Here is a 12976-nt window from a genome sequence, read left to right as displayed (position 1 = left end):
TGTACTGGTCGGCCAGTGTGCCCGACTGCACCGTGCAGTTCTTCGAGTCCTTGAACACGACATCGGTCAGGTCGCGCTCGAGGATGTCGTCGCGGGTGGAGCAGGAGTTGCCGCCGAACTCGACGTCGACGTCGTCGGTCCATGCGGGGCCGAACGCGTCACGGGAGTAGCCGGTCTTCGGTGCGCGCCCCTTGACCGGCAGTGCGTCGAGGGCAGCGATGGCCGCGACGGTGTCGCCAGCCGGAATGCTCGCCGCGGCCACCGTTGTCGGCGCCGGCGAAGCGGCGACGGTCGTCGACTGCGTCGTGGTGGTGCTCGAGACTGTGCGGACTGCGCTCGTCGGCGACACTGCCGCAGCCTCGGAGGCGGGGCTGGCGTCTGCCCCACTGCATCCGGTCAACGCCGCGGCAACACCGAGGGCAACCGATCCGACGAAGACATGGCGGGGGAAACTACGAGAGAGACTGCGGGTCGAACTGGGCACGAGGTAAACACACTCCATCAAGCAGGATTCCCGGCCGAACCGGTTCGGTCGGTCAGCCGGGCAATAGTTGCAGATCGCACTGACACTGCGCCAGCACAAGGAAGACTGTCGTGTGTTCGACGGACACAGCGCCGTCATCGTCACGCCCACATACGGTTCGACGAGCCCTGCGATCGGCGGGCCCACGTTCGCCAGCTGTGGGGATGGCAGGCCACCGGGAAACCTCTACGCGGCACTGTCACAGTGCACCCGTTGGACCGTATCCGCGCCGCCGGTGTCACTGTCGTTCGAACAACAGATATCGGCGCGCCTGTCATAGGCACCCTCTACAGTGCAGTCACCCAGTGCAGCAGGGTACAGAAAAGAGGATGTTGATGGCTGATTTGCCCCAAGCGAGCGGGACGGCTCGCACCAACTGGCGCAGGCGATAGACCCGCCGCGCCGGTGCCGCGACAGCCTTGCAGAACACGCTGAGTGGTGACGCCAGCCATCGCTACAGCTACTGCACGGACGGCGGAGCAGCTAAGGTCCGCGTCCCGCGTCTACCACGGCGCCGGGGACTCACGAGCTGCTTATGAGTCCGGCATCAAGCCAGGCACGCCGTGCCGGTTCTTCGTGTCATCGCACCCGAAGGCCACGCCACCCTTCCCCCAAACCTATTCAGTGACATCACCATCGATCGAGGAGTCCGAAGCATGAAGAAGGTCATTGTCGCTGCCACTCTGGCATTGTCCGCCCTCGCATTGACTGCCTGCGGGGCCGACGAAAAGGCTGCAACGCCGCCGGAGACGGTCACAGTCGAGGTGCCGGCCCCGGCTCCCGAGACGAAGACCGAGACGGTAGCACAGCCCGCCCCCAGCGCACAGGCGGCCGAGGCGGCTCCGGTGATGGTGCCCATGCCCGACGTCACCTGCATGAACCTGCAGGCGGCGCAGGACCGCATCCAGGCGGCCGGTGTCTTCTTCTCGCAGAGCACCGACGCGACCGGCGCTGGCCGCGCGCAGGTCATGGACCGCAACTGGGTCGTGGTGTCGCAGTCCCCTGCCGCAGGGGTACCGGTCGGCGAGGGCGACGCCATGCTGTCCGTCGTCAAGATCGGTGAACCGGGCGACTGCTCATGATCCGCATCGATCACCGGCAACAGGACTAGACCGTGCTCGTCGCGGTGCCCGTCACTATCCGAGGAGTCCGAACACCATGAGCGAGTACATCCCTCCCCCACCGCCGTCCGCAGGCTGGTATCCGGATCCGAGCGGGCAGCCCGGCCGGCGCTACCACGACGGCGCCACGTGGACCCATCACTTCACCCCGGATGCTCCGGCGCCGGCGACACCGACTGTGGTCGTCAACAACCACGTCAACGCGGCCCCTGCGTACCCCATGCCGGTGATCGTCACAGGCAAGCGCACCAATCATGTGCTGCATCTCGTGCTGACCTTCCTGACGGCCGGCCTGTGGCTGCCGGTCTGGGTGATCGTCGCGATTGCCAACAGTGGCAACTCGAACGTGGCCGTCGGTGGCGTGATGCAGACTGCCAGGGGTTTGAGCCCGAAGACCTGGAAGATCATCGGCGGAGTCTTCGTTGCCCTCTTCATCATGGGCCTCATCTCGGAAACCCCTGCACTCCTCGGGCTCTTCATCCCGCTGGCCATCATCGGCGGAGGCTGCTACTTCTTCTTCCAGAAGAAGGCCGTCCGCGACGAAGAGGCTCAGAAGCTGGCGATGCGCGCCGAGTACGAGAACAGCCTCCAAACCCAGGGCGACCCCCGCGGCACACACGGTCGGTTCCCGCCCGCCGTCGGCTGATCACGGCACTCCCTGTGAACGACTGATCGGCCACCGGTCCTGGGTAGCCGCGCGTAATCCATCACGAAAGAGCCGCCAGGCAGCCATCCTGGCGGCTCTTTCGTGTCGGCCCGGGAGCCCGAACAGCCTGCGACGGCAGCCGATTGGCCGGACACCCGATCGGCTCGCTCCCGCTTCCCCACGCTCTCGGTCAAGGTGAGTGGCAGGCATCGTCACTCGAGGCCCGGCGACTTACCAACACGACGATGGCCGAGCTGAACTCTCGACGTTTCGGGCACCGTTTCGCTCAATATGGATTTGATCCGATAGTTGGCCATACCTGGCTGATCGAACGTGCGCTGATTCGCTCGTGAAGCTGGAAGAGCCGTTTTGTGAGACCGATCGGGAGCTCAGATACGGCAGGCACTCTCCTGCGCACGACAGACAGCGAATTGAAGATGGTCACAAGTTGGTCGGGCAACTTGTGACGTGACATCCGGAACGGACCAACACCGCGGTGCTGCTGGGCTTGTTCTGCGCTCTGGTCAGACTGTCGACTCCGGCAATCGTGTTCGGGCTTCTCGGCTTGTTGAAAGCTGACCGCCCGCCACACGAGACGGGCAGTTGGGCCGGCTGGGCCGCAACGATGCTGGGTGTGGTCGAGCTCGCAGTGGCCATCGCGATTGTGGTCAGCGTGTTGACCTGACTCGAAGTACCGGTTGTCACTAGATCACCGTGCGGGCTGGGTCTTGCACTCACAGCCAGATGCACCGAGTACCACCTGACAGGGTTCCTTACCGGAGCAAGAGGTCCTGCGCGCACCCCGAAAGTAGTGGTGCTCAGATCGCCACTGCGATGATCACCGCACCCAACTGGTCGCTGAGCAGGTCGAGTGCCTCGAGGAGCGGGTCCGTCTCGGGTGGGCCTGCGGCCATGGTTGCGGCCCACATATGCTCCGCCTCGTACGCATCGGGGACGTGGGCGGGCACAACCGCCGGCGCAGCGTCCCGCTGACCTGCGTATTCATGATCGGTTGGCGGCGTGGCGAACCGGACCTCGAGCCAGGCATGCCAGAGCAGACGCTCGGCCTTGTGCCGGGCCCGCCGCTCGGCCGCGACGACCTCGAGCCCCGCCGCCTCGGCGACGTCGTCCAGCGTGCGCTCCCCGATGGCGATCTCGCCCCTGTGCACGGTGATCAACCGGGCGATACGCAGGTCCGCCAGCATCGCGTAGCCGGCAGACTGGCCCAACTTGGTTGCCGCGAAGGCAGATTCCACGGTGGTCACCTCGCCGCGGAGGATCAGGTCGTAGACGGTGCGGCCGCGCAGCCCCAGCACACTCCAGGCCTGGTGCACGGGTTCGACGCGGGCACGGTCGAGCGACACCTCGCCGGGTGCAGCGGCGGCCGCCGGGGTGGTCAGTGCGTACCGGTCGGGGAACTGCCCAACGCCGCGTGCGACCCGCAGCACCGGCGACCCGGGGGTGTCCCGCAGAACCTGCAGCGCACCCCACACGGTGGACTCGGACATCAGGCCCGCTGCGTGCGACAGGCTGCGGCCACCGATCGCCACCACAGGCACACCCTCGACGAGTTCCCCAGCGAGAGCGGAGGTGTAGGCCAATGCCTGCACGACCGCGAGCAGAATCGGGCGCTTTCGAGAACCGAGGAATTCACGGTTGATCCAGGTTTCCGCGGTCGCGAGCCAGCGATGCCGGACTGAGTCCTGATGGAAAGTTCCGGGATCCCCCCCACCCCCTGTGTGCTTGTTCTTGTGCGTGAGTTCGCGGAATTGGGGTGCCACTCTCGCGGCCCAGGTCAATGCCTTGGCGACGTCTCGCCGCAGGGATTCGGCGATTCGATTCGGAGCTCTGTACCGGGCGTACGCCTGCCGCAAGCCGGCGTAGTCGGGCGTCCCGAGTGCGGCCTCGATGTCGGCGGCGCTGGCGCCCCGAAGCACGGCATGGCAGATCACGGACTGCCGTGCCTCCGAGGGTGTTGGCCAGCGGGCGTAGTCGATGTCGCCGGTGCGCGCGAACGTGTCTACGGCGGCAGGAAGGGGTGAGCTCAGGCAGTAGTTCGGGTGCAAGCGGCGTGTGTCACCGATGCCGACGAGACGCTCTTCACAGGCCAATGAGGCCTCCACGGCCCCGACCGCGGTGCGGCGACGAGACTGCAGCGCACCTGAGCCACCGAGCAGCGCACCTGAGCCACCGAGCAGCGCGACCATGCGGGCGACGACGCCGCGCTCGGATCGCAGAGTGAACGCGTCGACGGCGGCGGCGAGAGTGCCATCGAGCTGGCGGAATCCGCCACCGCGGCACTGCGATCCGGGGACGCTGATGCAGCCGTGCGTGGTGCCGAGCATTGGGTTCTTGTCGAACGTGGGTAGTCGCGCTTCGAGCAGCGTCAGAAGGACGCGGAGATCGTCGACACGCAGCGGTGCGTCCGTGGCCAGCGGTACGAGGATGTGCCGGCCGCCGCTGGTCGACCGGTCGGTGACCGCGAGGCCGCCGCACTCGCGCAGCCAGCCCAGGGCGCGCTCGACGTCTGTATCGACCTGGGCGGCGCCGTGATGTGTCGCGTCGAAGTCGAGCGCCAACAGCACGGTGCGACCATGCGAGTTGTAGAGGGGGACCGCGGCGGGTGCGCCGGGGAGGCGCACCGTCAGCGCACGTGAGGTGGCGAACTTGCCGCCGTCGCTTGACGCGGACAGTCGCATGGAGCGACGCGCGGCCATCAGTGGGGCGAGCGTTCGCCACACATTTTCGGGTGTGGACTCACCGCCAACGGCAATCCTTTGAAATGCGTCAGACTCCCCCGCATTCTTCAAGCCCCCGTCAACGCTGCTGGCGGGGTCTTGTGCTTGCGGCATCAGACATCGCTACCAATGCCGTCACGGTGACCGTTGGCCAGCAGTGCGCGCAAGCTTTCTGCCGGAATGCGCACCGGTACACCCGGCTTGCGAGCAAAGAGGGTCTTCAGCTGACCATCGGCAAGCAACCGCCAGACGGCGCGTTGGCTAATTTGCAGGCGTTCGGAGACATCGGGCACTGAGAACGCGCGAAGCTCAGGAAGGGCAGGTGACGACGGCACGGCGGAACTCCAGAATTACTGGCTGTTCCGCACGGCAGGTGACTTTCTGCGGCTGGCGTCATGTGAGTGGCCTGCTGTTATCCCCGAGTTGCCTTTTCGCTACGGGCGGCGATGAAACCGCTCGATCACTGCTCTCGGTAGGTATTCCCTACCAACGGGGGCCGTATGACACCGAAGATACCAGCAGTCGCGCCAACGCGCGCCGCGGCCGGGCCAAGTCGTCGCAGAACCAACAGCACCCGCAGAGGACTACAAATCCGTAGGGCCCACGTAGGGCCCACGGGCCCCGATGTAAGGCCCGGCCAAAACGCAAAAAACCGCCTGTGACCAGGCGGTTTCTTGTTGTGGTCCCGGCTGGGATCGAACCAGCGACCTTCCGCGTGTGAAGCGGACGCTCTCCCACTGAGCCACGGGACCGTTCGCAAGCGTGTCGCTCGCGGCGGAACGAGGAGAAAACTAGCACGCCCGCGGCCGGTGTGGAAAACCGGCTGGTCATGACGACGGATGCCGGCAGAGACCGACATCCGCCACCCCGGGGAGCCGGCCCCCGCCGCACTCCACCCCACCAGGGAGGGTCAGCACCGACCCGGCGGGCCGCAACCGGCGATCAGACACCCACCGAATTGCATCGTTGTAGTTCATTTCCTGCCTCAACCAGGCGATTTGGGTACACCAGCACCGTCGGCTAATGTTCTTCTCGCAGCACGGAGCGGGCAACGCCCCGGGCAGCGTGCGGATGTAGCGCAGCTGGTAGCGCATCACCTTGCCAAGGTGAGGGTCGCGGGTTCGAATCCCGTCATCCGCTCAAGAGGTTGGACTCGACCTTACGGTGGAGTGGCCGAGTGGTGAGGCAACGGCCTGCAAAGCCGTGCACACGGGTTCGATTCCCGTCTCCACCTCTGTTGCAGAGAATGTTCTGCACGTAGGACCTGCGCGATTAGCTCAGCGGGAGAGCGCTTCCCTGACACGGAAGAGGTCACTGGTTCAATCCCAGTATCGCGCACCACGAACACGAAGAGGGCCCCGGTTTTCCGGGGCCCTCTTCGTGTTTTCGGCGTTCACCGCCCTGCCGATGCCGCCAGATGGGCCGGCAGACCCTTCGCTTTTGGTGACCGGGACAGCCACGAGCATCACGCAGCCCGTCCATAACGGCTGTTCAGAAGCCGAATTGGTATTCGGCGAGTCCGTCCGCTAGTGTTTCGTCTCGCAGCACGGAAGCGGAAACGCCCCGGGCAGCGTGCGGATGTAGCGCAGCTGGTAGCGCATCACCTTGCCAAGGTGAGGGTCGCGGGTTCGAATCCCGTCATCCGCTCGAGAGGTTGGAGACGACCTTGCGGTGGAGTGGCCGAGTGGTGAGGCAACGGCCTGCAAAGCCGTGCACACGGGTTCGATTCCCGTCTCCACCTCCAAATTGAACAATCCTGCGCGATTAGCTCAGCGGGAGAGCGCTTCCCTGACACGGAAGAGGTCACTGGTTCAATCCCAGTATCGCGCACCACCAGAACACCCCCGGGGTCCATCCCCGGGGGTGTTCTGCATCTGCGCACCGAATTCGCGCACCAGCTTCCTCCGCAGCACCGCACCATCGGGTATGTACTGAGTAGACATCGTCCGCCTCCAGAGGGAGACCGCCATGACAGCGGGACCAGGATCCGACGCCCTACGCCTCACAGCAGGCGCGGTCGCACGCGGTGTCGATGTCGCGGCCTGGTCGGGTCGCACCGCCCTCGACATCGTGCGTGCGGTCCCCGGCGCCGCAGGCGTGCTCGACACCCTCGCTGCCCGTGGTGACGACGCACTGCGTGCGGCGACCGAACTCGCCCGCGCCGCGCTCCGAACCGTGGTCCGCGAAGTCGTGGCCGCCGCGCTCCTCGAACTCGACCTGACCGCCATCGTCCGCGCACATGTCGACCTCGACGCCGTCGCCGAGGACATCGACGTCGACCGCATCGCCGCGCGACTGGACGTCGAGGCCGTGGTGGACCGCCTCGACCTCGACGCGATCGTCGACACCGTCGACCTGCAACGGCAGATCGCACGTGTCGATGTCGACGCGGTGGCGGCGACGCTCGACATCGCGGCGGTCGCGGACAGAGTCGACGTCGACGCGATCGCGGCCCGTCTCGACATGGATGCGATCATCGGTCGACTCGACCTGATCGGCCTCACGAACACGATCATCGACGAGGTCGATCTACCCCAGATCATCCGCGACTCGACCGGGTCGCTGTCGGAGGAGGCGGTACGCGGAGTGCGGAGTCAGGGCATGCAGGCCGACGACGCGGTTGCCGGGTTCGTGGGCCGCCTGTTCGGCCGCGAACGCCACAATCACGGTTATCCAACCGATCTCGCGCAGGCATCCACGGAGAGCGGGGAGTCCGACCGGTGACGCATGGAGTTCCCGAACGCCGGCCTGCGGGAATCGTGACCCGGGGTGTTGCCGCCGCGCTCGACCTCGGAGTGGTGCTCACCCTCCTCGGCGGCATCTACCTGAGTCTGGTCTTCCTCCGACTGCTGCTGTCGCCGCAGTCGTTCAGTTTCCCGGAGCCGCGGGTGCTGGCATCCATCTCGGCGTGGTTCGCGATGTCGTTCGCCTACCTGACCGGATGCTGGGCCACCACGGGCCGGACCGTCGGGTCGCTCGCCATGGGGGTTCGGCTCACGACCCGCACGCACCTCCGCGTGGGGTGGATGCGTGCAGCACTGCGCGCAGGCGCATGCATCTTCTTCCCGGTCGGCCTGATCTGGGTCGCGATCGACCCGCGACGACGCTCGGTGCAGGACATCCTGCTCCGCACCGAGGTCGTCTACGACTGGCGTCAGGACCTGGATGCCGTCACGGTCTGACGCTGCGCGGCAATGAGATTGCGGTACCAGTGGTACGAGTCCTTCGGGGTCCGCGTCTGGGTCTCGAAGTCGACGTGCACGAGCCCGAACCGTTCCTGGTAGCCGGCTGCCCACTCGAAGTTGTCGAGGATCGACCAGACGAAGTAGCCGCGCACGTCGACGCCGTCGTCGATGGCCTGCTTGAGTGCGTGCAGGTGGTCGCGGTGGTAGTCGATCCGGCGCTGGTCGCGTACCCGACCGTCGGCGTCGGGGCCCGCGTCGTGGTACGAGGCCCCGGACTCGGTGATGTAGATCGGGGGTAGTGCGTCGCCGTAGCGGTCGGCGAAGATCTGCACGATCTCGCGCAGCCCGTCGGGGACGATCGGCCATCCGAAATCGGTGCGGGGGTAACCCTCGAGCGCGACGGGCTGGAACGGCATTCCCGGAGGAAGGTCGACCTCGAGTACGCCGGTGCTGCCCTCGTCGGATGTCGGTGCGGCGATCACCGTCGGCTCGTAGTAGTTGATTCCGAACCAGTCCAGTGGCTGCGCAATGGTTTTCAGGTCGTCCTCGACCGGACCTTGCAGGATCGCGGCCAGTTCCGGCGCCGAGTAGGTGCCGCGCAGGATCGGATCCGCAAACGTCCAGTTGACGATGTGGTCGTAGATTTCGGCTGCCTCCACGTCGGCATCCGAATCGCTGGCGGCGTGCACCGGGGCGTGGTTGGACGCGATTCCGATGTTGCCGCATCCGGCCGACCGCAGCGCCTGCACCGCGAGTCCGTGCCCGAGGAGTTGGTGATGGGCCGCCTGGAGGGCGCCGAAGCCGAGTGTCTGCCCGGGAGCGTGGACGCCGAGCGCGTGACCGTAGAGGGTGTGCACCACCGGCTCGTTGAGCGGCATCCACATTCGGACCCGGTCCCCCAGCCGGGCGCCCACGATGGCGGCGTAGTCGGCGAGGCGGGCCGCGGTGTCGCGGTTGAGCCAGCCACCTGCGTCCTGCAGCGCCTGCGGGAGGTCCCAGTGGAACAGGGTGACTGCGGGTGCGACTCCCGCCGCGCACAGTTCGTCGATCAGTCGGTCGTAGAAGTCGAGTCCCTCGTCGTTGACCTCGCCGGAACCGCTCGGCAGCACCCGTGACCACGACACCGACAACCGGTACGCGTCGACGCCGAGGTCACGCATCAGCGCGACGTCCTCTGGGTAGCGGTGGTAGTGATCCGTCGCCGCCGCGCCAGTCTCCTCGCGTGCAATCACGCCCGGTCGCGTGCAGAATTCGTCCCAGATCGACGGGCCTCGCCCGCCGAGGTCGGTGGCTCCTTCGATCTGGTACGCGGCTGCGGCCACGCCCCACAGGAATCCGGGAGGGAACATCGGGTCGGCGTTCGTCATGAGGCGAGTCTCGCCTTTTCCTGGACGCACGTCCAGTGTGATGCTTGAATTCGTGGACACGCCCACGCGGGCCCGGCGAAAGTACCGACACAGGACATGACCGAACCCACTTCAGTTTCGCGCACCGCCCGTGTGGCGGCCGCAACGGCGTTCGCGCTGCAGGGCTTCTTCCTGGCGGTCCTGCTCACCCAACTCCCCCAGATCAAGGACAAGTTCGGATTCTCCGACACCACCATCGTCATCGCGGTGGTGACCGTGTCCCTGGTGGCAGGCGTCGGCAGTGTCATCGCCGAACTCGTCGCGACCCGGACCTCGAGCCGGACGACGCTCCGGCTCGGACTGGCGGTCGTCGCGGCTGCAGGTGTCGGGATCGCACTGTCCCAGGGAGTCGTCGCCTTCTTCGCCGGATTCGCGGTGTACGGAATCGGACTCGGCATGGTCGACGCCGCCGCGAACATGCAGGCTGTCGCAATCCAGCACCGCTACGGGCGCTCGATTCTGTCGTCCTTCCACGCGGTGTGGAGCGTCGGCGCCATCATCGGCGCGCTGTTCGTCTCGGTCTGCGCCGGCCTCGACGTCGGGCTCGGCGTGACGCTTCTGATCGGGGCCGCGGTCGTCGCCGCGGGAACCGTGGCGTTGGGTCCCCGACTCCTCGTCACCGGGCACGAACACGTCATCGCGCCGACCACCCCCCTGTCCGTGCCGCTGCGGCCGTTCCTCGCGCTCGGCGCGGCGATGGCACTGTTCTTCGCGATCGACTTCAGCGTCGGCAACTGGTCCGCGCTCTACCTGACGGACGTGCTACTGGCCAGCACGAGCACCGCTGCCCTCGGCGTCGCCGCCTACCAGGGTGCCGGACTCGTCTCGCGCCTCACCGGCGACCTCTGGGTCCGCCGGTACGGCGAGATCGCAGTGGTCCGCGTCGGTGCGGCGATCGGCGCCGTCGGCATGCTCGTCGTCGTGACGGCAACCGGCCCGGCCATGGCGATTGCGGGATTCCTCGTCGTCGGTCTCGGCGTGCCCATCGTCGCACCGCTGTGTTTCAGCGCCGCAGGCCATCTCACACCGCCGGAGCAGACCGACGCCGTCATCGCACGCCTGAACCTGTTCAACTACGCCGGGACCGTCATCGGCGGCGGCGTCGTCGGTGCTGTCGCGGCGGTGTCGAACCTACGAGTCGGCTTCCTCGTTCCACTCGCGTTCGCGATCCTGCTGATCGTCCTGGCGCCCGCGTTCCGGCCACACGTGGCCATCGCAGGCGAGGTACCGGAGTCCGCCGACCGAACCGCCTAGTGGTTGACTGAGCCCATGCCGAACTGGGGCTGGCTCATCGTGGTGCTGATTCTCGTGGACCTTGCGGTTCTGACGACGTGGCTTCTGACGCGGCGTTCGCAGTCCGCGGAAAAGCAGTCGTCGTCACATGGCCTCCTCGCGAACCTCGACCTCGACACCAGGGACCGCGTCGAACGGCTCGTCGCCGACCACAAGAAGGTGCACGCCATCACCGTGCTGCGGGAGCGAACCGGTCTCGGCCTCGCCGCGGCCAAGGCTGCGGTCGACGCCGTCGAGCGCGGCGAGTGGGTGCCCACAGCGGGCAATCCCCCCGCCGACTGGCACGAGCTCGAACCGGAACTCAAGAGCCTCAAGGCCGCCGGGCATCCCGGCAGGGCAGCCAAGATGCTCCGCGACCGAACCGGCATGGGGCTGCGCGAAGCGAAGGACGCGGTGAGTCGACTGTGACCGTCACCGTTGCCGACGCCACGCAGGCCGACGCCGCCGAACTCGCGGCCGTCGCCGCCGTCACCTTCCCGCTCGCCTGTCCGCCGTCCGTCACCACCGAGGACGTCGCGGACTTCCTCGCAACCGTGCTGTCGAGCGCCCGCTTCTCCGAGTACCTCGAGGCCTCCGATCGTGCGGTGCTCAAGGCCGTCGTCGCCGACCGGATCGTCGGATACGCGATGCTCGTCGACGGCGTGACCGACGCCGATGTGCGCACAGCGGTCACCGCCCTCCCCACCGTCGAGCTGAGCAAGCTGTACGTCCTGCCCGACCACCACGGCGAGGGCGTCTCGCACATGCTGATGGACGCGGCGATCGAGCGCGTCCGCTCGCGGGGCGCAGCGGGCCTGTGGCTCGGCGTCAACCAGGAGAACGTCCGTGCCCAGCGTTTCTACACGAAGCAGGACTTCGAACGCGTCGGCACCAAACGATTCCAGGTCGGCGACCAACTGCACCACGACTTCGTGATGCAGCGGACGTTCTAGCGGGCCGCCAGCTTCGGGTGCGCACGACCGGCCATCAGCGGCAGGTCCAGGTACGTCTTGATTCCGGGTTCGGCGCGGCACACGTATGGCACCGAGTTCACGAGGTGGTTGGCGGTGGCGACGATGCCGGGATTCGGATCACCCACCTTCTCGACGGCATCCGAGTTGAAGCCGGTGAAGGTCATGAGCGAACTCGGGGTGCCCTCGATCTCGACCTCGTAGCGCTCGCCTGCGGACCCGAGCGTCCACGGCGGATCGAGGTTCTCCTCCCCCATCAACCAGTTCACGGCGACCCGCGCGACGGAGTTGCCGTCGATCACCGCATCCCACTGGAACCGTTGCGCCGCAACGGCTCCTGGCTCGATGACGCCGAGCGGACTGTCGATCGGCGCGGTGGCGACCGCGATGTCGTGGCCGGTGCGGATCTCGGCGTCGGGGTCGAATCCCATGCCGTCGAGGATCAGCCGGAGCGACTGCGTGAACCCGCCTGTGAGCAGGCCGAGCATCGGACCGTCTTGCGCCTCCTCCACCGAGCCGCCGAACCGCATGATCCACCGCAGCACGTCGGGCGCAGCGTAGCCGCGCAGGTCCGAGAACTCCTCGGCCCGCACGAACGTCACCGCCGACGTCATCGCCGAGAGTGCCAGCGGGAAGAGGTCGGTGATGCCACCCGGGTCGATGCCGGTGCCGTGCAACGTGACTCCGGCGTCGCGGGCCGTCCGGTCGAGTGCGGCGTCCCGCTCGGACGGCCGGAACCAGCCGAGCGGTGTCACGACGTTCTTCCCCGACGCGAGGAGCGCCGCGACGACCTTCTTGTCCGCGACGAGCGGCGTGTAGATCACGCAGTCCGCATCGAGGGCGAGAATTTCCTCCGCGCTGGTGGTCGCGCGAACACCGACGGGTGCTCCTCCGACGAGGTCGCCGATGTCGCGGCCGTTCTTGTCGTCGGAGTGCACCCAGCATCCGACGAGATCGATGTCCGGATGTAGCAGCGCCCCCCGGATCGCCGCGGTCCCGACCCCACCCGTCGCCCACTGCACCACACGAAACGTCATGGCGCAGATGGTAGGGGCGACTCCGACATGCGTGAGTCCTTTTGGCCCCGATGCGGAGCGAAAGGACTCACGGATGC

Annotated in this window: 11 protein-coding genes, 7 tRNA genes and 2 pseudogenes; 14 read left to right on the top strand and 6 right to left on the bottom strand. The window is 66.9% G+C overall.

Annotated elements, in window-relative coordinates:
* Nucleotides 1-349: pseudogene (locus FFS72_RS06990) on the bottom strand (hypothetical protein); the annotation flags it as partial.
* Nucleotides 350-1179: 830 nt separating this feature from the next.
* Between FFS72_RS06990 and FFS72_RS26760 the strand changes: the two are divergent.
* The 3 genes and pseudogenes from FFS72_RS26760 to FFS72_RS06975 all read left to right on the top strand — a co-directional run bounded on the left by FFS72_RS26760 (nucleotide 1180) and on the right by FFS72_RS06975 (nucleotide 2975).
* Nucleotides 1180-1605: a PASTA domain-containing protein gene (locus tag FFS72_RS26760; protein ID WP_249353163.1), complete on the top strand. Its 426-nt coding sequence runs from the start codon at nucleotides 1180-1182 to the stop codon at nucleotides 1603-1605.
* Nucleotides 1606-1705: 100 nt separating this feature from the next.
* Nucleotides 1706-2290 (top strand): annotated as a pseudogene (locus FFS72_RS06980) (DUF2510 domain-containing protein); the annotation flags it as partial.
* 496 nt (nucleotides 2291-2786) lie between these two features.
* Nucleotides 2787-2975 (top strand): hypothetical protein, encoded by a 189-nt coding sequence (locus FFS72_RS06975; RefSeq protein WP_137873233.1) that lies wholly within the window; start codon nucleotides 2787-2789, stop codon nucleotides 2973-2975.
* A 133-nt stretch (nucleotides 2976-3108) separates the two neighbouring features.
* Here the strand turns inward: FFS72_RS06975 and FFS72_RS06970 are convergent, their stop codons facing one another.
* From FFS72_RS06970 to FFS72_RS06960, 3 genes are all read right to left on the bottom strand, one after another.
* Nucleotides 3109-5007, bottom strand: a complete 1899-nt coding sequence (locus tag FFS72_RS06970) for a hypothetical protein (RefSeq protein WP_137873232.1) — start codon at nucleotides 5005-5007, stop codon at nucleotides 3109-3111.
* Nucleotides 5008-5141: 134 nt separating this feature from the next.
* Nucleotides 5142-5363 (bottom strand): helix-turn-helix domain-containing protein, encoded by a 222-nt coding sequence (locus FFS72_RS06965; RefSeq protein WP_137873231.1) that lies wholly within the window; start codon nucleotides 5361-5363, stop codon nucleotides 5142-5144.
* 345 nt (nucleotides 5364-5708) lie between these two features.
* Nucleotides 5709-5780, bottom strand: a tRNA-Val gene (locus FFS72_RS06960).
* Nucleotides 5781-6095: 315 nt separating this feature from the next.
* Between FFS72_RS06960 and FFS72_RS06955 the strand changes: the two genes are divergently transcribed.
* The 8 genes from FFS72_RS06955 (at nucleotide 6096) to FFS72_RS06920 (ending at nucleotide 8210) form a co-directional block, all read left to right on the top strand.
* Nucleotides 6096-6168 (top strand) — tRNA-Gly (locus FFS72_RS06955).
* Nucleotides 6169-6191: 23 nt separating this feature from the next.
* Nucleotides 6192-6262, top strand: a tRNA-Cys gene (locus FFS72_RS06950).
* 32 nt (nucleotides 6263-6294) lie between these two features.
* A tRNA-Val gene (locus FFS72_RS06945) sits at nucleotides 6295-6369 on the top strand.
* Nucleotides 6370-6602: 233 nt separating this feature from the next.
* Nucleotides 6603-6675, top strand: a tRNA-Gly gene (locus FFS72_RS06940).
* A 23-nt stretch (nucleotides 6676-6698) separates the two neighbouring features.
* Nucleotides 6699-6772, top strand: a tRNA-Cys gene (locus FFS72_RS06935).
* A gap of 14 nt (nucleotides 6773-6786) precedes the next feature.
* Nucleotides 6787-6861 (top strand) — tRNA-Val (locus FFS72_RS06930).
* Nucleotides 6862-6996: 135 nt separating this feature from the next.
* Nucleotides 6997-7752 carry a hypothetical protein gene (locus tag FFS72_RS06925; protein WP_212744328.1) on the top strand — a complete coding sequence of 252 codons (756 nt, stop codon included), beginning with the start codon at nucleotides 6997-6999 and terminating at the stop codon, nucleotides 7750-7752.
* The gene (locus tag FFS72_RS06920; RefSeq protein WP_050066073.1) at nucleotides 7749-8210 is read left to right on the top strand and encodes an RDD family protein; all 462 of its coding nucleotides are present in this window, start codon (nucleotides 7749-7751) and stop codon (nucleotides 8208-8210) included. The genes FFS72_RS06925 and FFS72_RS06920 overlap by 4 nt, the downstream gene beginning before the upstream one ends.
* On the opposite strand, the gene FFS72_RS06915 is transcribed toward FFS72_RS06920, so the two are convergent.
* Nucleotides 8183-9580 carry a GH1 family beta-glucosidase gene (locus tag FFS72_RS06915; RefSeq protein WP_137873230.1) on the bottom strand — a complete coding sequence of 466 codons (1398 nt, stop codon included), beginning with the start codon at nucleotides 9578-9580 and terminating at the stop codon, nucleotides 8183-8185. The two genes, FFS72_RS06920 and FFS72_RS06915, sit on opposite strands and share 28 nt — an antisense overlap.
* A 96-nt stretch (nucleotides 9581-9676) precedes the next feature.
* On the opposite strand from FFS72_RS06915, the gene FFS72_RS06910 reads away from it, so the two are divergent.
* Genes FFS72_RS06910 through FFS72_RS06900 form a run of 3 tightly spaced genes read left to right on the top strand, consistent with a single transcriptional unit; the run spans nucleotide 9677 to nucleotide 11844 of the window.
* A complete protein-coding gene (locus FFS72_RS06910; protein WP_137873229.1) occupies nucleotides 9677-10873 on the top strand; it encodes an MFS transporter in 1197 nt (398 codons plus the stop codon).
* Nucleotides 10874-10888: 15 nt separating this feature from the next.
* Nucleotides 10889-11320, top strand: coding sequence for a hypothetical protein (locus FFS72_RS06905; protein ID WP_137873228.1), 432 nt, complete (start codon nucleotides 10889-10891; stop codon nucleotides 11318-11320).
* Entirely contained in the window at nucleotides 11317-11844 is a 528-nt protein-coding gene (locus FFS72_RS06900; RefSeq protein WP_137873227.1) for a GNAT family N-acetyltransferase, read from the top strand. The genes FFS72_RS06905 and FFS72_RS06900 overlap by 4 nt, the downstream gene beginning before the upstream one ends.
* Here FFS72_RS06900 and FFS72_RS06895 read toward each other — a convergent pair.
* On the bottom strand, nucleotides 11841-12899 hold the full coding sequence (locus FFS72_RS06895; RefSeq protein ID WP_137873226.1) for an NAD(P)H-dependent amine dehydrogenase family protein: 1059 nt from the start codon (nucleotides 12897-12899) through the stop codon (nucleotides 11841-11843). The genes FFS72_RS06900 and FFS72_RS06895 overlap by 4 nt on opposite strands.
* Nucleotides 12900-12976 lie beyond the last annotated feature (77 nt).

Source organism: Rhodococcus sp. Q (assembly GCF_005503035.1).
Classification (GTDB): domain Bacteria; phylum Actinomycetota; class Actinomycetes; order Mycobacteriales; family Mycobacteriaceae; genus Rhodococcus_G.
This window is presented reverse-complemented; position numbering and strand designations above follow the sequence as displayed.